Raw genomic sequence first — 18,152 nt, 5'->3', positions numbered from 1 at the left:
CATCTTCCTCGCTCGGTGTGTGTTGATCCTGCTGACAGTCTAGGCAATTCGACGCCTTGGGATAAACTGCATCAAACACATGACATTGTTGTCATAGAGCAACAGTCCACGCAGGAGAGGCCAAGATGCAGCGCTGGGACAGGATCGAAGCCTTCGTGGAGGTGGTGCGGCTGGGAACCTTCGCGGCCGCCGCCCGACACCTCAAGGTCTCCAACTCTCATGTCAGTCGCCTGGTCAGCCAGCTGGAGAACCAGCTGGGGACCACCCTGCTCTACCGGACCACCCGCCAGATTCGCCTCACCGATGCCGGGGCCCTCTACTACGAGCACTGCCATCACCTGTTCGACGGCTTCCGCGAGGCCGAGGCGGCGATCAACGACCTGCAGGCCCGACCGCGGGGCGTGCTCAGGCTGACCTCGGCGACCACCTTCGGTGAGCGCTTCATCGCGCCGCTGATCAACGACTTCCTCTGCCAGCACCCACAGCTGGAGATCCGCCTGCACTTCACCAATCGTCAGGTGGACATCATCGACGAGGGGTATGACATCGCCATCCGCATGGGCACGCTCAAGGACTCGACGCTGATCGCCCGGCGCATCTGTGAACGCCACGAGTACGTGGTCGGTTCCCCGGACTATTTCACCCGGATGCCCCAGCCCCACACCCTGTCGGAGCTATCCCGCCACCGCTGCCTGGTGGGCTCACGCGACCACTGGCGCTTCGATGTCGACGGGGTTCGCCGCGAGGTGAGGGTCGAGGGCCCCTGGGAGGGCAACTCGGGGCCGGCCCTGCTGGATGCGGCCCTCAAGGGCCTGGGGCTGGCCCAGCTCCCCGACTACTACGTGGATCCCCACCTCGCCAGCGGCGAGCTGATCTCGGTACTCGATGCCTACCAGCACGACGATACCGCGGTCTGGGCCGTCTATCCGCGCCATCGCCATCGCTCCCCCAAGGTGCACCAGTTCATCGACTACCTGATCGCGCATATCGATGAGCTGCTGCCCGTGCGTCGCTGAGCCCGGCAAGGCTCCAATGGTCTCGGCGGCGTTGGCAAAAAGCTGCAAAGTGCCATAGCTTGAAGGAAGACCGACCCCGGCATTTCGTCATCATCCCCTGAGAGGTACTGGATGGAGAACGTCAACTTGCGCAGGGGCGCCGCGCCGCTTGCCACCCTGGCCCTGTTCACGATGGCGCTGCTCGCGGCCCCCCAGGCCCAGGCCAACGACTACCCCACCGAAACCCGCGTCGACTATGTGCTCGGCTGCATGGCCGCCAATGGCCAGGACCACCTCATGATGCAGAAGTGCTCGTGCAGCATCGACGTGATCGCCGAGCTCATGCCCCATGAGGAGTACGAGGCGGCGAGGACCGTGATGAGCATGCAGGATCAGCCCGGCGAGCTGGGCATGCTGTTCCGCACGGAACGCAGCATGCAGGAGGACCTGAACCACTTCCGCAGCGTGCAGGCCGAAGCCGACCTGCGCTGCTTCTGAGGTGACATGACTCGCCGCCCTGTCCCGGTAGTACCCGGGCTGTTGCCGTCTCTCGGGATCGTGCTGATGACGCTTGGCCCTGCGCCTGCCGTGCCGGCTGACGAGGCCGTGCTGGCCAAGGGCGAGCGGGTCTTCCGCAACCAGTGCCGGGGGTGTCACTCACTGACACCCGGCACGCATATCGCGGGGCCCAGCCTGCACGGCGTGGTCGGGCGCAACGCCGGTGAGGTCGAAGACTTCAAGTACTCGCGAGTCCTGCAGGAGTCACAGCTGGTCTGGACCCCCAAGGTCCTCGACCGTTTCCTGGCCGACCCTGACGCCCTCCTGCCCGGCACGCGCATGGTGTTCTGGGGGCTGCCGGAGGACGCCCGGCGGCCGCTGATCGACTATCTACGGCATGTCGGAGCGCCCTAGTCTCCCGGCGATCACTCGCCCCCTCCCCCCTTGCGCGCCATCATGCCCCGTGCCGGGTTATAGGCGAGAATCGCCAGTCCCAGCAGCACGAGCGCCGTCACCAGGGAGATCGAGCTGGCCACGGCGTGGAAGCGCTCGTACATCGCGAAACGGATCATTTCCACGGCATAGGTGAAGGGATTGAGGGCGGCGATCTGGTAGACCAGGTAGCTGCCCTCACGGATCCGCCAGAGGGGGTAGAGGGCCGAGGAGAGAAAGAACATCGGGAAGATCACGAAGTTCATGATGCCGGCGAAGTTCTCCAGCTGCCGCACGAAGGTGGACAGCAGCATGCCCAGGGCCCCGACCATGAAGCCGGTCACCACCAGGGCCGGGAGTACCAGCACATAGCCGGCCAGCGGCGCCTGCACCCCGTAGAGGTAGGCAATGGCCAGGAAGACGTAGACCTGCACGATCGACACCAGGGTACCGGCCAGCAGCTTGCTGACCAGCAGGTACCAGCGCGGGAAGGGACTGACCAGCAGGACACGCATGCTGCCCATCTCGCGGTCGTAGACCATCGACAGCGAACTCTGCATGCCGTTGAAGAGCTGGATCATGCCGACCAGCCCCGGGACGATATAGACCTCGTAGAGCACATAGGTCTGGTAGGGCTCGGTCATGGCCACCCCGAGCGCCATGCGGAAACCGGCGGCGAACACGAACAGCCAGACCAGCGGCCTGACCAGCGCGGCCACGAAACGCGAACGCTGGTGCACGAAACGCAGCAGCTCACGGCTGACCACCCCGCGAAGGCAGTGCCCGTAGCTCGCCAGGTTCATCGGTCGCCCCCATCGGTCAGTCGGTCGAAGGCCTCGCCGATCGAGGCGGCGCCTGCCCGCGACACCACCTCGCTGACGCTGCCGTCTGCGCGAATCCGGCCACGATGCAGCACGATCACGCGGTCGCCGGGATGGACCTCGTCGATCAGGTGGGTGGCCCACAGCACGGCCACGCCCTGGTCCCGACAGAGTTGATGCACATGGTCGACAAGGGCACGGCGCGAGGCGATGTCAAGCCCCACCGTGGGCTCATCCAGCAGCAGCAGCTGGGGCTCGTGCAGCAGGCCCCGGGCGATCTCGACGCGCCGCCGCTGTCCCCCGGACAGGTGGCGAACGCGCTGTCGCTGGCTTTCCGGCATCTCCACACGGGCAAGCTGCAGCGCGGCACGCCGCCTCGCCTCGGCCGGCGCCATGCCGTGCAGGGCGGCATGGTAGGTCAGGTTCTGCCGGACGGTGAGGTCCAGGTCCAGGGTGGGCTGCTGGAACACCACGCCCATCCGGGCATGGGCCTGGACCGAGTGGCGGCTCAGGTCATGGCCGGCGATGCAGATCCGTCCCTGGCGGTAGGCGTAGAGCCGGGTGATCAGGGAGAACAGCGTGGTCTTGCCGGCCCCGTTGGGGCCGAGCAACACCGCAAACTCCCCCGCCCGGAGGTCGAAGGAGAGCGACTCCAGCACCGGCTGACCACTGTAGCTGAACCCGAGGTCCCGCACCCTCAGGGCAGGCTCATCTCGGGGCGGCTCGACCCGCTTGCCTCCATCGAGGACGCCTCTCGAATCCCTCGCCTCGGTCACGGCTCGACGACGACCCCCCAGGGGAAACGACCCACGGGTATCGAGCGGATCGCCTCGAGGTCGTCGACATCGATCACGGTGACGTCGCCACTCACCCCGTTGGTGGTATAGAGGCGACTCTCGTCGGCATTGAGGGCCAGGTGCCAGACACGCTGCCCCACCAGCAGGTAGTCGAGCACCTCGTAGCTCTGCTGGTCGATCACCGCGACACGGTTGGAGGGCCCCAGGGCAACGAAGCCATAGCGTCCGTCAGAGGTCAGTGCCACGCCCACCGCCTGCACAGTCTCCCGGGGCACGCCCGGTACATCGAAACGGATGGTGTGACTGACGTCGAAGGTCTCCTGCATGTCGATGATCGACACCGTGGCCCCCACTTCCGCGGAGACCCAGGCCTCCGAGCCATCGGCGGTAAACTCGGCATGCCGCGGGCGCGCGCCCATCAGCCGATGGTGGACCGCCTCCATCGTCTCAAGATCGATGATATGCGCCATGTTGGAGGTCTCGGTGGTCGCGATCAGCCACTTGCCATCCGGGCTTATCCCCACCCCCTCGGGCTCGACCCCCACGGGGATCTCCGTCACCAGCCTGCGCTCCTGGTAATCCAACACCGAGACGATGTTGTCGTCCTCGTTGGAGACATAGACGTAGGGGCGGTTGGGATCGACCCGGATAACCTCGGGGTCCTCGCCGGAGGAGAGGCTACGCACCACCTTCAATGACTCGAGATCGATCATGTCGATGGCCTCGTCATCGCCCACCGCCACGAAGAGTTCACTGCCGTCGCTGCTGAAGGCCATGGCGCGCGGCCGGCGCCCCACCTTGATGGTCTCGATCACCTCAAGTGTCTCGCCATCGATCACCGACACGGTGTTGTCCTTCTCGTTGGAGACGAAGACGCGTTCGGCCATGGCAAGGGTCGGCAACAGGATCAGGGCAGTGCCCAGGAGAAGTCCCAGGGACGCAGACCTGAGCGCCGGGCGGACAGTGAGTAGCGCCCGGGAGGCGAATGGTCCAATCAGAAACGGCATGTCGATTCCCCCTCGTCGGCCCCCAGGGAGTCCAGCGGGGAGCGCGGATGCAGATAGCCCTCCTGGGGCGACACGGAGGCCACCATGCGCGGCCCGGTCACCAGGATGGGCTGGCGCAGCTGGTGGTTCCAGGTGCGATAGCTCACCGGCAGCCCCAGGTACCCGGCCAGTTCGAACTCCTCGCTGAGCATGTAATCGAGGATCTCGCCCTGGGCCATCGAGCCGGTTCTCGCCGCGGCCTCCCCCAGCGAGCGCACCGCCAGCCAGGCCGCGAAGTCGGTCGGGGTCATCCAGCGCCCGGCCTGCTCCTCGAAGCGACGCTGCAGCTGCACCCCTCCCCAGGACTCATGGGCACGATGCCAGGCGGTGGCGATCAGGCCCTGGGTGCCGGCCACCGGCCGGGGCAGCCAGCCCTGGTAGGGAAAGTATTCGCCGAAATAGTCGTTCTCGTCGGCGATGACCAGCACGTCATGCTCGTCGAGATCCTGCACGAAGACCGGGATCTCGCGCTGTATGGCGTGGAACCCCCCCTCGGCACGCCTTGCCATGGGATCGTGGGGCCACATCTTCTCGCCGACGATGTCGTGGCCGAAGCGCCGGGCCGATTCGCGAAAGGCCTCGGCCAGCAGCCGGTCCTCGTCGGTATTGCCGTAGACCAGGGCCCAGCGATCCCACTGCTTGTAGGCCAGGAACTGGGCCAGGGCATCGGCCAGCATGCGGCGGCTGGGAGTGGTATGGAAGAGGTTGGGGTGACAGGCTTCTCCGCGCAGCGCATTGTCGGGGGCGGCGACATTGAAAACCACGCGATCCCCCAGGACCGAGGCGCCCAGCACCTCATCCAGGGCCTCCCGGGGGAGGTCACTGACTATCCAGTCGGCCCCCTGCTCGATCAGGTCATCCAGGCCCTCGAGCACCTCGCCGTCGCGGGGCACAGTCGCTTCAACCAGCTCGAACCCCTGCCCCAGAAACTGGCCGGTGGCATTGTTGTCGCTGATCGCCAGGCGTGCCCCCTGCCGCCCTTCGTCATCGAGGACCGGGTCGAGCACCGACAAGGGCTCCAGCTCGTCATCGGGTTCCAGCCCCAGGTACCCCAGGGTAATGGTCTCCGCCGGCTGGTCGCCATCCTGAGCGCCAACCGTGCCTGGCAGCCACAGGCCCACCACGGCCAGCCCCAGCAGCAGCCATCCTGCGGCTCGGGGCCTGGCACCGGGCCCTGTTGTCCAGTCATCACATCTCTGCATGCGGCCTCCCTTCTCTTCCCTGATTGACCCAACGGTGCTTTCTTCTACCTTCTATAGCTCGGCACGAATCGCCCTCACCATCCGGCTCAGCTCCTCCTCGAGCAGGGAGGGTTTCTCGCACAGCACCGGCAGGAGCTGCTGGCGCTTCTGGAAGGTGCGCTGTTCCCAGTGCAGTTCCTGGCGCAGCTGCTCGATGTCGTCGCCGCTGGCCTCGCTCGAGGCGCGTCGAGCCTCGAGCTCATCAACCAGTTCGGCGAGACGGTCCAGCCGCTTGACCTGGCCGCGCGACGCACTGCGGATGCGTTCGATGACACGACTGCGTTCGCGATCGATGCGCTCGAAGAGGCCGGCAAACAGCAACGTCAGGCGCTCCTCACGCTCGGCCTCCGGCTGGCTCGCCACCTGCGCGACGAAATCGCGCACGCGCTCGAGAGCCTCGTCACGGGGTGTCTCGCGAGCCGTGGCGTAGCGCACCACGCGCCCGACCTCCTCGTCCTCCCACCAGGAGCGCTCCAGGGCCTCCGGGGACGGCCCGGTCCAGATGGTGCCCCAGGCAAGCTCCGGCACCAGGCGTTGTACACAGGGCCAATCCGGCGGGCCGGTGGCCGCTCGCTGCGCGCGGGCATCCGGGATCCCGAGACCCAGGATCGTCATCGTCAGGCCCAGCGCCAGGCCCATGAGCCGCATGTCATTCGTCATCCTGGCCTCCCGAAGCGGCAAGGGGATCGACCAGCTCGCCGTGCCGGTCGAGGAGCGGAACGCCGTAGTCGCCCAGGATGGCATTGATCTCGTCCTGACGCCGTTGGATGAAGTCGTTGAGGGTGTCCTTCCAGTACGGCTCGCCCTGCCGGACGCCCATGGTGATGCGGTAATCCAGGCGGGCATCGGTGTCATCGTCGACCAGCGGGACCACCTCCAGCGGCGGCGCCTGGCGTGCCGCGTAGTAGCCGGCGATCGGCCCCCAGAGCACCGCGGCCTCGGTCCTGCCGGCCGCCACGTCCTCGATGGCCTCCCTGGCCGGCGTCCTGGCCCGGGTATCGGTCTGCAGCGCATACCCCTCCACCCTGGCGCCGGCACGACGCAACGGCACCAGCGGCGGGGTCTCGGAGACGACGCCGATGCGTCGGCCCCTCAGGTCCTCATCATTCAGCGAGGAGACGTCCAGGTCGGAGTCCGCGGGCATCACCAGTGAATAGATGGAGCGATAGTAGTCATTGGTGTTCTGCACGAAGCCATAGCCGGCGGCAACGCCGATGATCACGTCACAGAGGCGCAGCTCCAGGGTATTGCGCACGAAGCCCATCACCTGGGGGGCCCATACGTACTCCAGGGGAAGGTTAAGGTCATCGGCCAACAGCTCGGCGATGCGGTTCTCGAACCCCTCGCCCGCCTCGTTGGTGAAGGGCAGGTTATTGCCGTCGGCACAGACACGCAGCCGGTCGCGTTGCGTCTGTTCGGGCAGGTCGGCCCCTGCGTCACTGGCGAACATGGCCAGGCAAGCCAGCAGGCCCGCCATGCACCGTCCCCTCCACCGCATGTCGACACGCATTCGCTCCCTCCTCACGTCTTCCCCGGTGACCGCCACTGAGCAGGGCCCTCTTGCCCGAGAAGCCCAGGGGCACCGGCCCCCCTCACTCCTGGTCATCGTCGCTCGCCTGCGCTTCCTCCTCGATCACCTTGGGGCGCCCTCGGCCCAGGTCCCCGGCACTGCGTGCCTTCATGTAACTGTAGATGTTCTCGACATTGCTCAGCACGTACTCATCGTCGGCGAAGGAGGGCATGACCCTGCCGGGCTGGATTTCCAGGCCACTGACGATGGTGTTGGAAAACTCCCCGAAGTTGCGCCGCTCCGCGGCCTGGATGAGGCTCGGCGCGAAGGTAGACCCCAAGCCGTCCGGACCATGACAGGCCATGCAGGAACGGGTATAGGCGATGTAGCCATCGTAGGTGCCCTGGTCGACCTTGCCGTCGATGACGGTATAGTTGCCGGGGCCTTCCCCCGGCTGCGAGGTGGCCTTCTCCGCTGCGTTGCCGGCGGCCTGGACCGTGATACCCCCGGCCGCAAGCAACATGATGCCCAGCGTGCCGAGGGCCTCGACACCGAGCCGTCGCGGGGTCCTGGTCAGGTGCATGCGATCTCCTTGTGCGATGAACCGGTAGTGCAGCAGTGCGCCTGGGTCGGGCTCCGCCGACGCGGGCCATCCTGTGACTGCGAATTCGGTAACCGGAACGTCGATGGCACGAGGCGATAGGCCTCGTGCCATCGATGGGATGCGAGTGAACGATCAGGCATCAGGCAGGGCAAACACGGTCAGGATCCCGCCCAGCTCGGTATAGTCATCGAGGGCGGAGAAGACACCCACTGCCCCCAGTCCCGCTTCGGGGTCCTCGAGCCCCGCCGCGAGGCCGATACCAGCCCAGCCCCCGACCCCGGAGAGCACGCCGATGTACTGCTTGCCCTCGTGCTGGAAGGTATTGACGTTGCCGATGATCCCGGAGGGCGTCTTGAACCGCCACAGCTCCTCCCCGGTTTCGATGTCCACCGCCTTCACGTACCCCTCCAGGGTGCCGTAGAAGGCCAGGTCACCGGCCGTGGCCAGGGCACCGCTCCAGACGGCGAAGCGCTCGTCGATCTCCCAGACGGTCTCGCCGGCGACCGGGTCCCAGGCGATGAAGCTGCCCATGCGCCCTTCCATGTCACCTTCCTGGGTCGGTGCGGGCATCATGGTGAGGGTCGCCCCCACATAGGGCTGGCCGGCAACATATTCGGTCTCGAAGGGCTCATAGTTCATGCAGATCCGGTTGATGCCGGCATAGAGCAGCCCGGTCTCGGGGGAGTAGGCGGAGGGCTGCATGTTCTTGGCGCCCATGGCGGTGGGGCAGATGTCGGTGGTATTGACGTCGACCCCCTGCCGGAAGGTGCTGTACTGCTCGTTGACGTTAGGCCGGCCGGTCTCCATGTCATAGCTGTCCGCCCAGTTGGTTTCCGGGGCGAACTTCTCGGCGACCAGCAGTTCGCCGCTCTCGCGGTCGAGCAGGAAGCCGAAGCCGGTACGGTCGATGATCGCCAGACCCTTGCGCTGCTCGCCCTCGAACTCGACGTCGATCAGCTGGTTCTCGTTGACGCCGTCGTAGTCCCACTCGTCGAAGGGCACCTTCTGGTAGACCCACTTGACCTCCCCGTTGTTGGGGTCGCGGGCGAAGACGGTGATCGCCCACTTGTTGTCGGCGGGCTCACCATCGACGGTGCGCTGTTCCGGGTTCCAGGTACCGGGGTTACCGGTGCCGTAATAGATCAGGTCGAGTTCGGGGTCATAGGTGACCCAGCCCCAGGGGGCGCCGCCACCGCGCTCCCACTCCCCCTCCGGCCAGGTGGACACGCCCAGGTCGGCCTCGCCGATCGGCTCACCCAGCATGGTGGTGGATTCGGGGTCGATCAGGACATCGTCATCGGGGCCATTGGAGTAGCCCCGCCACTCCATCTCACCGGTTTCGACGTTGTAGGCGGTCAGGTGACCGCGTACGCCGAACTCGCCGCCGCTGTTGCCCACGATGACCTTGTCGTGCACCACCAGCGGCGACATGGTCATGCTTTCGCCCTGGGTATGGTCGCCGTTCTGGGCTTCCCACAGCAGTTCGCCCGACTCGGCGTCCAGCGCGATGACGGTGTTGTCGGCCTGGTTGAGGAACAGCCTCCCGTCGGCATAGGCCAGCCCACGGTTGACGGTATCGCAGCACATCACCGGAATGACGCGCGAGTCCTGGTCGGGCTCATAGCTCCAGACGATGCGCCCCTCGTCCTCGAGGTCCAGGGCGAAGACCTTGTTGGGGAAGGGGGTATGGATGTAGAGGCGTCCATCGCCGACATACAGCGGCCCGCCCTCGTGCCCGCGCAGCACGCCGGTGGAGAACTGCCACTGCGCACGAAGATCCTTGACGTTGTCGCGATTGATCTGATCCAGCTGGCTGAAGCGATTGCCCTGGTAGTTGCCCAGCTGAGTGGCCCACAAGTCGGGGTTCTGCTGGAGGTCGAGTTGATTCTGGTTGGCATGCGCCAAGGATGCGGCCATCAACCCGGCAGCCGTCATCACGAGTCCTGGGAAGCGAAGCATGGCGTTGTCTCCGTTGCACTGAAAGGTGTGCCCGGGGTGGCGGCACATCTCGTTGTGGTTATGGACCTGTTTCAGGCAGTGACACATGAAGGTCTAGCACATCTGTGGATGCCGTCAGCCCTGGCCATGACGAATTCGGTACTCGCATACGGTCAAAAGAGTTTTTCCCTGTGGCAACAATCATGCCATCGGCCCGAACTAGCCGCGCCGGGGCGCGCCTTGCGCGGTTACGGTCGGTGACAGTTCGATCCCCAGCGCAGGGCATGCGACCTTCGTAGCAAGGTCGTGCCGTCGTCCTGTGCTTTACTGAGGTGTGAACGCCCGCCAACATCCACCCATCTCATGGAGGTGTCTCATGTGGACCAAACCCGCCTATACCGATCTGCGGCTAGGCTTCGAAGTGACGCTGTATATTTCCAATCGCTGAGGCCACGCTCGACGTGGTGGCTCATCTCGGGCTGACGTCCCTTGCCGGGGACGTCAGCCCTTTCGTTTCAGGACAAGCTTCGCAACAGGACGATATCCATGCAGGTACTGGTGCTCGGTGCGGCGGCGGGAGGCGGCTTTCCCCAATGGAACTGCAACTGCACGCTGTGCCGCGGTGTTCGGGAGGGCAGCATCGAGGCGACGCCGCGCACCCAGTCATCCATCGCCATCAGCAGCGACGGCGAGCAGTGGCTGCTGTGCAACGCCTCGCCGGACATCCGCCACCAGCTGGCCAGCAACCCGGAGCTGCATCCCAGGCGTGTCCCGAGGGACAGCGGCATCGCGGGGGTCCTGCTGGTGGATGGCCAGATCGATCACGCCACCGGGCTGCTGTCGCTGCGGGAAGGCTGTCCCCTGGACGTCTGGTGCACCCCCAATGTGCATCAGGACCTGAGCAGTGGCTTTCCGCTGTTCCCCATGCTCGAGCACTGGCAGGGTGGACTGACCTGGCATCCCATCGCGGTCAACGGCGAACATCTGGAGGCCACCCTCGAGGTGCCGGCGTGCCCGGGCCTGACCTTTACCGCCCTGTCGCTGACCAGCAACGCACCGCCCTACTCCCCGCGTCGTGGCGCCCCGACCCCGGGCGACAATATCGGCCTGCTGGTGGAGGATCGCCGCCGCGGCACCACCCTCTTCTATGCCCCCGGGCTCGGCGAGATCGACGATCGGGTACGCGGCTTCCTGCGCCGGGCCGACTGCGTGCTGGTCGACGGCACCCTGTGGCGTGACGACGAGTTGCTGCGTGCCGGGGTCGGCCAGGCCACCGGCCGCGACATGGGTCACCTGGCACTGTCCGGCGAGCATGGCCTGCTGGCCGAGCTCGCGGCCCTGCCGGCCACCACCCGCCGGGTGCTGATCCATATCAACAACACCAACCCGATCCTCGACGAAGGGTCGCAGGAGCGTGCCACCCTGACCCGACAGGCGGTCGAGGTGGCCTTCGACGGCTTGCGACTGGACGTGTGAACGCGCGTGAACCCGCCGCGTCTCAGCATCAGGGACCGGCGTTCTGCTTCCTGCCATGCCTGAAGCGGTCGTGGCGCATCCAGCCACGACAACAGAGGAGCCACAGATGACAAGTATCGCCTCGCCGCTGGCGAGTTCGCAGGGAGAGGCCCTGAGCCCCGAGGCCTTCCGCGAGGCCCTCATGGCCAAGGGGGCGTACTACCATATCCACCATCCCTACCAGGTGGACATGGCCGAGGGGCATGCCACCCCCGAGCAGCTGCGTGGCTGGGTCGCCAACCGCTTCTATTACCAGATCAACATTCCCCAGAAGGATGCTGCCCTGCTCGCCAACTGTCCCGACGCCGCCACGCGCCGCCGCTGGATTCAGCGGTTGCTCGACCATGACGGTCATGGCGAGGATGGCGGCGGCATCGAGGCCTGGCTGACCCTGGGCGAGGCGGTGGGCCTGAGTCGCGACGAGCTCTGGTCCCAGGAGCACGTGCTCCCCGGCGTACGCTTCGCGGTGGATGCCTACGTCAACTTCGTGCGACGTGCCGACTGGCGGGAGGCGGCGATCTCCTCGCTCACCGAACTGTTCGCCCCGGCGGCCCACAAGAGCCGCCTGGATACCTGGCCGACCCACTATCCGTGGATCGATGCGGCCGGTTATGGCTACTTCCGCAAGCGCCTCAAGGAGGCGCGGCGCGATGTCGAGCACGGCCTGGAGGTGGCGCTGGCGGTCTGCACCACCGCCCATGCCCAGCAACGTGCCCTGGAGATCCTGCAGTTCAAGCTCGACGTGCTCTGGTCGATGCTCGATGCCATGACCCTCGCCTACCAGCTCGACCGGGCGCCCTACCATACCGTCACCGACCGGCGCGTCTACCACCGGGGGCTATCATGAACGACATACCCATCGACGGTCGCAGCGTCTGCCGCCTGCGCCCCGGCTGGCGCCTGCAGTGGGAAGAGGCCCAGCAGCGCCACGTGCTACTCTATCCCGAGGGCATGGTGCAGCTCAACGACACCGCCGGCGCCATCCTCGCCGAGCTCGATGGGCAACGGGACGTGGACGCGGTGATCGCCATCCTGCAGGCGCGCTACCCCGAGGCCCCCGCCGCGGCCATCGCCGAGGACGTCCACGAGTTCATGGTCGACGCCGCGCAACAAGGCTGGATCCATCATGACTGACCGCACCGACACCGTTACCTCCGACGGCCAGATCGGCGCCCCGCTGTGGCTGCTTGCCGAGCTGACCTATCGCTGCCCGCTGCAGTGCTCCTACTGCTCCAATCCGCTGGACTTTGCCGCGGTCGAGGAGGAGCTCGATACCGCGGAGTGGATCGACACCCTGACCCAGGCCCGTGCCATGGGGGCCGTGCAACTGGGCTTCTCGGGTGGCGAGCCGCTGGTTCGACGGGACCTCGAGACCCTGGTGGCCGAGGCCCATCGGCTGGGCTTCTACAGCAACCTGATCACCTCCGGCCTGGGACTCGACGAGTCGCGCATCGAGGCGCTGCGCGAGGCGGGACTCGACCATATCCAGATCAGCCTGCAGGCCTCCGACCCCGAGGTCGCCGCGGCGGTAGCCGGCTCGCGCAAGGCCCACGGCAAGAAGCTGGCCATGGCGCGGGCCGTCAAGGCCGCCGGCTACCCCATGGTGCTCAATGTGGTACTGCACCGCCACAACATCGACCGGATCGACCAGATCATCGCCCTATGCGACGAACTCGGCGCCGATGCGGTGGAACTGGCCAATTGCCAGCTCTATGGCTGGGCTCACCTCAATCGCGCCGGCCTGCTGCCCAGTGCAGCCCAGCTCGAGGCCGCGGAGGCCACCACGGTACGCTGGCGGGAGCGCCTGGCGGAGCGCGGACGGGACATGCGGCTGCTGTTCGTGGTGCCCGACTACTACGCCGACCGCCCCAAGGCCTGCATGGGCGGCTGGGGATCGATCTTCATGACCGTGGCGCCGGACGGCGCCGTGCTGCCCTGTCACAGCGCACGCATGCTGCCGATGCGCTTCCCCACGGTGCGCGAGCGCCCGCTTCGCGAGATCTGGTACGAGAGCGAGGCCTTCAACCGCTATCGCGGCGATGCCTGGATGTCGGAGCCCTGCCGCAGCTGCGACGAGCGCCACCGGGATGTGGGGGGCTGTCGCTGCCAGGCCTACCTGCTGACCGGCGACCCCGCCGCCACCGACCCGGTGTGCGATCTCTCGCCTGACCATCACCTGGTCGAAGCGGCCCGCCGCGAGGCGGAGGACGACGCCCGCCCAGCCCGGGAGCTGACGCCTCGCAACGTCCACGAATCGAGGGTGTTCTGCCGGACATGACGCTCCCTCCGGCCAGCGAGCCGCATGACGACCTGCTGCGCCGGGCGGCGCTGCCCGCCGATGGCCTGGGCGACCTGCAAGCCACTCCCCGGGGCGTACTCTGGCTGACGGCTGACCCCGAGACAGGGCGACGTCGGCTCTGGCAGTGGCATGACCGGCTCGAGGATGGCCAGCCACAAGCGCTGAGCCCCGAGCACCTCGATATCGCCAGTCGCGTCAACGGCTACGGCGGCGGCGCCCTGGCCTGCCTGGATGAGCACGCCATCTTCGTCGAGGCCGAGAGCCAGACCCTCCATCGCCAGCCGTTGAGCGGCGGCGAGGCCTGCCCCTGGTGGTCGCGGCACGACAGCCGTTATGGCGGGCTCACCCCCGACCCGCAACGCCGGCGACTGCTCGCCGTGGAGGAAAGCGGCCAGGGCCGCGAGGCCCGCCAGCGCCTGGTCGCCCTGGATGAGAACCGCCGCCAGGTGCTGGATGCCGGCGCCGACTTCTATGGCACGCCGGCGCTTTCCCCCTGCGGCACAAGGCTCGCCTGGGTCGAATGGGACCTCGGGGACATGCCCTGGCAGCGCTCGCGCCTGCGCCAGGCACGGCTGGATGTCCAGGGCACGCTGCATGACCTGACCCGCTGGGATGCCGGCGCCGCCGTCACCCAGCCCCGCTTCACCGCGGCCAGTGAGCTCGTCGTGCTCAGCGACCACGGGGGCTGGTGGCAGCCGTATCGGGTGGCCGGCCCTGCCGAGTCGCTGGAGATCCAGCGGCTCGGCTCGCGACAGGCCGACCACGCTTCCACTCCCTGGCAACTCGGCGAGTGCCAGCACCTGTGGCCCGCCGTCGACCGAGGGGTGATCATGGCCTTCGACGAGGGGGCGGCCCGGATCCTGGTCACCGATGACCGGGGTCGTGAGTACGCGCGCATCCTCCACGACGCCGGGCGGCTGGTGGGCCTGGCGCATGCAGATGGCTGGCTCTACGCCATTACCCAGGGGGAGCGGCATGCGGCACGCCTGACCCGTGTGAACCTGACGACCCATGCCGAGGAGACGCTCCTTGCCCTGCCCACCCCCGAGGATCCCCCCTTGCCACGGATGCTGCAGGCCACCGTGGCCGACGGCGAACGCGTCCTGGCCTTCCTCTATGGCCCCGGCACCGCCTCGACCCGGCCACCGCCGCTGATCGTGCGCGTGCATGGCGGCCCCACCTCGGCCTGCTATCCGGTGTTCGATCCGCTGGTCCACTACTGGACGGCGCACGGCTTCGCCGTGGCCGATATCAACCCCCGCGGCAGTGGCAATGCCGGACGGGCCTACCGCGAGCGCCTGGCCGGCGAGTGGGGGCGCATCGACGTCGAGGACGTGATCGCACTGACCAGGTCACTGGTCGCCCGCGGCCTGGCCGATCCCGCCCGGCTGTTCGTGCGAGGTCAGAGTGCCGGCGGCTTCACCGTACTCAACCTGCTGGCAACCACCCGCCTCTTCCGAGCCGGCGCCAGCCTGTACGGCGTCACCGATGCCCCGCACCTGGCCACCCGGACCCACCGTTTCGAGTGCGGCTACCTCGACTGGCTGCTCGGGGATGCGCACACTCAGCGTGCCCGCAGCCCGATCAATCGGCTCGATGACTTCACCACCCCCGTCATCTTCTTCCAGGGCAACCGGGATACCGTGGTGGTGCCGGAACAGACGCTGGCCATGGCCGAGGCACTTCGCCGCCGCGGCGTCCCGGCCCGCGTCATGCTGTTCGAGGATGAGGGGCACGGCATCCGCCAGCCGCAAAATCGCTGCCGCCTGATAGCGACCGAGATGCACTTCTTCCTGGAGCAGGGCGATGGGCAAGGCTGAGTCCGCCCTGGCTTCCGTCGGCCTGCCACCCGACAGTCGGGTGGCGTCACGCCGTCTCGCCAATGGCTTGTGGATCATGGCGGCACAGGTCCCCCGGGCTCGCCAGCTACGACTGGTCGGCGCGGCCGGCGTGGGGTATCTCGATGACCCGCCCGACTGCCGAGGCCTGGCTCATCTGCTGGAACACGGGCTCTTCCTGGGCAGTGGCCGCTGGCCCGGCAGGAGCGCGCTGGCCCGGTGGGTCGGCACCCTGGGGGGACGCTACAATGCGCGTACCGGGGAAGGGGGCACCGACGTCCACCTGCACCTTCCTGCAGACGCCGCCGAGGCTGGCGTGGCGCGACTGGTCGACCTGCTCGGCTATCCCCGCCTCGACCTCGACGCCATCGCCGACGAAGTGGAGGTGCTGGACGCCGAGTTCCGGGCCCGCCTGGACGACCCGGCGCTGCATCGCCTGGCCGCGCTGGGCCGGCTGTTCGACCCCGGCCATCCGGCCGCGGCCTGTCACGCCGGGAACCGGGACACCCTCGGCGATGACCCTCGGAAGCTGGTCGACCGCCTGCGTGACTTTCATGCCCGCCACTACCGGGCCGGCCGGATGGCCCTGGTGATGCTCGGTCCGCAGCCGACGGACGAGCAGCTTGGCCTGCTCGAACGCCATGGCCGCCGGCTCCCGGCGACGTCCGCCGACACGCCGCCCCCGGATCGCTGGCGCTGGGCCACGCGACGCGGGGTGGCCTGGCACCCCCCAAGTCAACCGAGCCTGCCCGCTGCCAGCACCCTGGAGCTGTTGTGGCCACTGCCGGGGACCCTCGCCGATACATGCGCCATCCCGCTGCAGGCGATTGCCTCGCAGCTGAACGATGGCGCCCTGGCCGCCTCCCTGCAGCAGGCCTATGCGGTCCAGGAGCTGGAGGCCTCCACGCCCCCCGAGGGGACCGGTCCGGCCCTGTGCCTGGCAATCGAGCTCGCGGAACCGCCAGCGGATATCGCCCCGCTGGTGGCCAGCTGTCAACGCGCCCTTCGGCAGGCATCTCGGCGTCACGCCATCACCCCGCCATCGGCAAGGAGTGTCGACCTCGACGCCTGGCCCCGGGAGCAGGCCCGACGACTGAGCCGCCTCCCTCCTGCCAGCGGCTCCGCTCCCATGGCCCGGGACAGCCGCCCCCTGTCGGCGTGGCTCACCCCGGAACAGTGTCGGCTGCTGTGGCGGAAGGGCGCCGAAGGGCCTACCGGGGCCTGGCGCCACACCGAGGAAACCGCGACCCCCTGGCGCCCCCTCGACCTCTCCTGTCCCTCTCCCGCCCTGGCCCTCCCCGAGGTGCCTGCCCCCCTTCGCCGGCGCCGGGACCCGGATGGCCAGGAGGCCGACGACCGGCCGACAGCCGGGCTGCTCTACCGGGATGCCCGTCTCTCGCTGTGGTGGGATGGCCTGGACTGGCCGACCCGCGAGGGCGAGACCGGCTGGTGCCTGGGGTGGCCCGCCGCTGCAGTGGGGCATGACGCGCGTCTGCGTGACTGGCAGCGCCGGACCCTGGCCCTGCGCCAGGCGGCCGGCACCAGGGGCCAGGCGCTCACCCTGGGCAGTGACGCCAGGGGTGACTGGCTGATGGCCCGTGGCAGCCCCGCCGGTCTCGCATCGCTGGTGGATCAGGCCCTGGACGACTGGATGGCCTCGAGTGCATTGACGGCGCCGAAAGGCCCCGCCTCCTCGAGCGGCCTGCTCGCCCAGCAGATGCTGGGTCATCTGGAAACGCGCCCCCCGCCGTGCCCGCCTGGCGCCATGCCCACCCTGCTCTGCTGGGCCCTAGGCGAGATGGGGACGCGGGAGGCGCAGGGCATGGCCAAGGGCTTCGCCGAGCGGCTGTCCCATCCCAAGTACGCATCCCCGCCTCGCGGTGCGCCACAAGGCGATGGCCAGGAAATGGCCTGGCTCGCCCCGCAGGGAGACGACCGGGCCGTGATGCTGGAGGTCGAGGGGAGCGACGACAGCCCTCGCATGCGCTGGCTGCTGCAGTTGCTGGCGCACTGCCATGACGCCGCCTTCCATCGGGAAATGCGCCAGCGGCGAGGTCTCGGCTATGTCGCGGCGGTGCGCTACCGGGAGTCGTCGGGCTGGCCGAGACTGGGCTATGTCGTGCAGTCGCCAAAGGCCTCTGTCGAGACGCTGCGTCAGGCCATCCTCGCGTTTCTCGACGCCGATGCGGTAAGGCTGGCCAGGCTGGATGCGCCGCAGCTGGAGCGGCTGCGTCGTGGCCTGCTTGCGCGGCAGGGGCCGCCTGAGACCCATGACGAGGCCATCGAGCGGGCCTGGCAGGCATTGCGCCGGTCACCGTCCGACACCGCCTCCCCACCGGATTGGCGCCTGGCCCCCTGGCAACAGGAACGCGCTGCCCTCGATTCGCTCACCGCGACCGACCTCGAGGTCCTGGCGTCGGCCCTGTCACGCGGTACCCTGCCGATGCGCTGGTGGGCCCATGCGCCTACCTCGCCTGGCTCTCCTGCTTCTCAACATTGCCCACCGGCAACGTAGTTATGCTGCTGCCGAACAATCGACTCGCCTAAGCTCACCTAGACTGACTGCAGAATCATAATCATTAACGCATGCCTTCAAATTGGCAACGAGGGGAGAGTCA

General features: G+C 67.7%; 18 protein-coding genes. 10 read left to right on the top strand and 8 right to left on the bottom strand.

Annotated features, from left to right (window positions below; translation table 11 throughout):
- Positions 1-125 precede the first annotated feature (125 nt).
- The 3 genes from SCI24_RS16705 (at position 126) to SCI24_RS16695 (ending at position 1,907) form a co-directional block, all read left to right on the top strand.
- A complete protein-coding gene (locus tag SCI24_RS16705) occupies positions 126-1,016 on the top strand; it encodes a LysR family transcriptional regulator (RefSeq protein WP_318726455.1) in 891 nt (296 codons plus the stop codon).
- A 111-nt stretch (positions 1,017-1,127) separates the two neighbouring features.
- Positions 1,128-1,493, top strand: a complete 366-nt coding sequence (locus SCI24_RS16700; RefSeq protein WP_318726454.1) for a hypothetical protein — start codon at positions 1,128-1,130, stop codon at positions 1,491-1,493.
- A gap of 66 nt (positions 1,494-1,559) precedes the next feature.
- Entirely contained in the window at positions 1,560-1,907 is a 348-nt protein-coding gene (locus SCI24_RS16695; RefSeq protein ID WP_318726453.1) for a c-type cytochrome, read from the top strand.
- 11 nt (positions 1,908-1,918) lie between these two features.
- Here SCI24_RS16695 and SCI24_RS16690 read toward each other — a convergent pair whose 3' ends face one another.
- The 8 genes from SCI24_RS16690 to SCI24_RS16655 form a co-directional block, all read right to left on the bottom strand.
- On the bottom strand, positions 1,919-2,728 hold the full coding sequence (locus SCI24_RS16690; RefSeq protein ID WP_106232490.1) for an ABC transporter permease: 810 nt from the start codon (positions 2,726-2,728) through the stop codon (positions 1,919-1,921).
- Complete coding sequence (locus tag SCI24_RS16685) at positions 2,725-3,441, bottom strand: ATP-binding cassette domain-containing protein (protein ID WP_318726452.1); 717 nt, start codon at positions 3,439-3,441, stop codon at positions 2,725-2,727. Before SCI24_RS16685 ends, SCI24_RS16690 begins: the two co-directional genes overlap by 4 nt.
- Before the next feature lie 77 nt (positions 3,442-3,518).
- Entirely contained in the window at positions 3,519-4,550 is a 1,032-nt protein-coding gene (locus tag SCI24_RS16680) for a PQQ-dependent catabolism-associated beta-propeller protein (RefSeq protein WP_318726451.1), read from the bottom strand.
- On the bottom strand, positions 4,538-5,791 hold the full coding sequence (locus tag SCI24_RS16675; protein ID WP_318726450.1) for an ABC transporter substrate-binding protein: 1,254 nt from the start codon (positions 5,789-5,791) through the stop codon (positions 4,538-4,540). The genes SCI24_RS16680 and SCI24_RS16675 overlap by 13 nt, the downstream gene beginning before the upstream one ends.
- A gap of 51 nt (positions 5,792-5,842) precedes the next feature.
- Positions 5,843-6,490 carry a hypothetical protein gene (locus tag SCI24_RS16670; protein WP_318726449.1) on the bottom strand — a complete coding sequence of 216 codons (648 nt, stop codon included), beginning with the start codon at positions 6,488-6,490 and terminating at the stop codon, positions 5,843-5,845.
- Complete coding sequence (locus tag SCI24_RS16665) at positions 6,480-7,307, bottom strand: quinoprotein dehydrogenase-associated putative ABC transporter substrate-binding protein (protein WP_318726448.1); 828 nt, start codon at positions 7,305-7,307, stop codon at positions 6,480-6,482. Before SCI24_RS16665 ends, SCI24_RS16670 begins: the two co-directional genes overlap by 11 nt.
- Positions 7,308-7,422: 115 nt before the next feature.
- Positions 7,423-7,923: a c-type cytochrome gene (locus SCI24_RS16660; RefSeq protein ID WP_318726447.1), complete on the bottom strand. Its 501-nt coding sequence runs from the start codon at positions 7,921-7,923 to the stop codon at positions 7,423-7,425.
- A gap of 153 nt (positions 7,924-8,076) precedes the next feature.
- Positions 8,077-9,903 carry a methanol/ethanol family PQQ-dependent dehydrogenase gene (locus SCI24_RS16655; RefSeq protein ID WP_318726446.1) on the bottom strand — a complete coding sequence of 609 codons (1,827 nt, stop codon included), beginning with the start codon at positions 9,901-9,903 and terminating at the stop codon, positions 8,077-8,079.
- Between the two features lie 355 nt (positions 9,904-10,258).
- On the opposite strand from SCI24_RS16655, the gene pqqA reads away from it, so the two are divergent.
- The 7 genes from pqqA (at position 10,259) to SCI24_RS16620 (ending at position 18,049) form a co-directional block, all read left to right on the top strand.
- Positions 10,259-10,330 (top strand): pyrroloquinoline quinone precursor peptide PqqA, encoded by a 72-nt coding sequence (pqqA, locus tag SCI24_RS16650; RefSeq protein WP_081786101.1) that lies wholly within the window; start codon positions 10,259-10,261, stop codon positions 10,328-10,330.
- A 98-nt stretch (positions 10,331-10,428) separates the two neighbouring features.
- On the top strand, positions 10,429-11,358 hold the full coding sequence (gene pqqB / locus SCI24_RS16645) for a pyrroloquinoline quinone biosynthesis protein PqqB (RefSeq protein ID WP_318726445.1): 930 nt from the start codon (positions 10,429-10,431) through the stop codon (positions 11,356-11,358).
- A gap of 106 nt (positions 11,359-11,464) precedes the next feature.
- The gene (gene pqqC / locus SCI24_RS16640) at positions 11,465-12,244 is read left to right on the top strand and encodes a pyrroloquinoline-quinone synthase PqqC (RefSeq protein ID WP_318726444.1); all 780 of its coding nucleotides are present in this window, start codon (positions 11,465-11,467) and stop codon (positions 12,242-12,244) included.
- Positions 12,241-12,531 carry a pyrroloquinoline quinone biosynthesis peptide chaperone PqqD gene (gene pqqD, locus SCI24_RS16635; RefSeq protein WP_318726443.1) on the top strand — a complete coding sequence of 97 codons (291 nt, stop codon included), beginning with the start codon at positions 12,241-12,243 and terminating at the stop codon, positions 12,529-12,531. Before pqqC ends, pqqD begins: the two co-directional genes overlap by 4 nt.
- The gene (gene pqqE / locus SCI24_RS16630; protein ID WP_318726442.1) at positions 12,524-13,675 is read left to right on the top strand and encodes a pyrroloquinoline quinone biosynthesis protein PqqE; all 1,152 of its coding nucleotides are present in this window, start codon (positions 12,524-12,526) and stop codon (positions 13,673-13,675) included. Before pqqD ends, pqqE begins: the two co-directional genes overlap by 8 nt.
- Positions 13,672-15,516 (top strand): alpha/beta hydrolase family protein, encoded by a 1,845-nt coding sequence (locus tag SCI24_RS16625; protein WP_318726441.1) that lies wholly within the window; start codon positions 13,672-13,674, stop codon positions 15,514-15,516. The genes pqqE and SCI24_RS16625 overlap by 4 nt, the downstream gene beginning before the upstream one ends.
- Positions 15,503-18,049 (top strand): insulinase family protein, encoded by a 2,547-nt coding sequence (locus SCI24_RS16620; RefSeq protein WP_318726440.1) that lies wholly within the window; start codon positions 15,503-15,505, stop codon positions 18,047-18,049. Before SCI24_RS16625 ends, SCI24_RS16620 begins: the two co-directional genes overlap by 14 nt.
- Positions 18,050-18,152: the final 103 nt, after the last annotated feature.

This window comes from Halomonas sp., assembly GCF_033549285.1.
Lineage (GTDB): Bacteria > Pseudomonadota > Gammaproteobacteria > Pseudomonadales > Halomonadaceae > Halomonas.
This window is presented reverse-complemented; position numbering and strand designations above follow the sequence as displayed.

What these genes read in the sequence shown, in the direction of transcription:
- SCI24_RS16620 (WP_318726440.1), top strand. Translation starts at nt 15,503, where the DNA reads ATGGGCAAGGCTGAGTCCGCCCTGGCTTCCGTCGGCCTGCCACCCGAC.
- SCI24_RS16695 (WP_318726453.1), top strand. Translation starts at nt 1,560, where the DNA reads ATGACGCTTGGCCCTGCGCCTGCCGTGCCGGCTGACGAGGCCGTGCTG.
- SCI24_RS16680 (WP_318726451.1), bottom strand. Translation starts at nt 4,550, where the DNA reads ATGCCGTTTCTGATTGGACCATTCGCCTCCCGGGCGCTACTCACTGTC.
- SCI24_RS16670 (WP_318726449.1), bottom strand. Translation starts at nt 6,490, where the DNA reads ATGACGAATGACATGCGGCTCATGGGCCTGGCGCTGGGCCTGACGATG.
- pqqC (WP_318726444.1), top strand. Translation starts at nt 11,465, where the DNA reads ATGACAAGTATCGCCTCGCCGCTGGCGAGTTCGCAGGGAGAGGCCCTG.
- SCI24_RS16625 (WP_318726441.1), top strand. Translation starts at nt 13,672, where the DNA reads ATGACGCTCCCTCCGGCCAGCGAGCCGCATGACGACCTGCTGCGCCGG.
- pqqD (WP_318726443.1), top strand. Translation starts at nt 12,241, where the DNA reads ATGAACGACATACCCATCGACGGTCGCAGCGTCTGCCGCCTGCGCCCC.
- SCI24_RS16690 (WP_106232490.1), bottom strand. Translation starts at nt 2,728, where the DNA reads ATGAACCTGGCGAGCTACGGGCACTGCCTTCGCGGGGTGGTCAGCCGT.
- pqqE (WP_318726442.1), top strand. Translation starts at nt 12,524, where the DNA reads ATGACTGACCGCACCGACACCGTTACCTCCGACGGCCAGATCGGCGCC.
- SCI24_RS16655 (WP_318726446.1), bottom strand. Translation starts at nt 9,903, where the DNA reads ATGCTTCGCTTCCCAGGACTCGTGATGACGGCTGCCGGGTTGATGGCC.
- SCI24_RS16705 (WP_318726455.1), top strand. Translation starts at nt 126, where the DNA reads ATGCAGCGCTGGGACAGGATCGAAGCCTTCGTGGAGGTGGTGCGGCTG.
- SCI24_RS16675 (WP_318726450.1), bottom strand. Translation starts at nt 5,791, where the DNA reads ATGCAGAGATGTGATGACTGGACAACAGGGCCCGGTGCCAGGCCCCGA.
- SCI24_RS16660 (WP_318726447.1), bottom strand. Translation starts at nt 7,923, where the DNA reads ATGCACCTGACCAGGACCCCGCGACGGCTCGGTGTCGAGGCCCTCGGC.
- pqqB (WP_318726445.1), top strand. Translation starts at nt 10,429, where the DNA reads ATGCAGGTACTGGTGCTCGGTGCGGCGGCGGGAGGCGGCTTTCCCCAA.
- SCI24_RS16700 (WP_318726454.1), top strand. Translation starts at nt 1,128, where the DNA reads ATGGAGAACGTCAACTTGCGCAGGGGCGCCGCGCCGCTTGCCACCCTG.
- SCI24_RS16665 (WP_318726448.1), bottom strand. Translation starts at nt 7,307, where the DNA reads ATGGCGGGCCTGCTGGCTTGCCTGGCCATGTTCGCCAGTGACGCAGGG.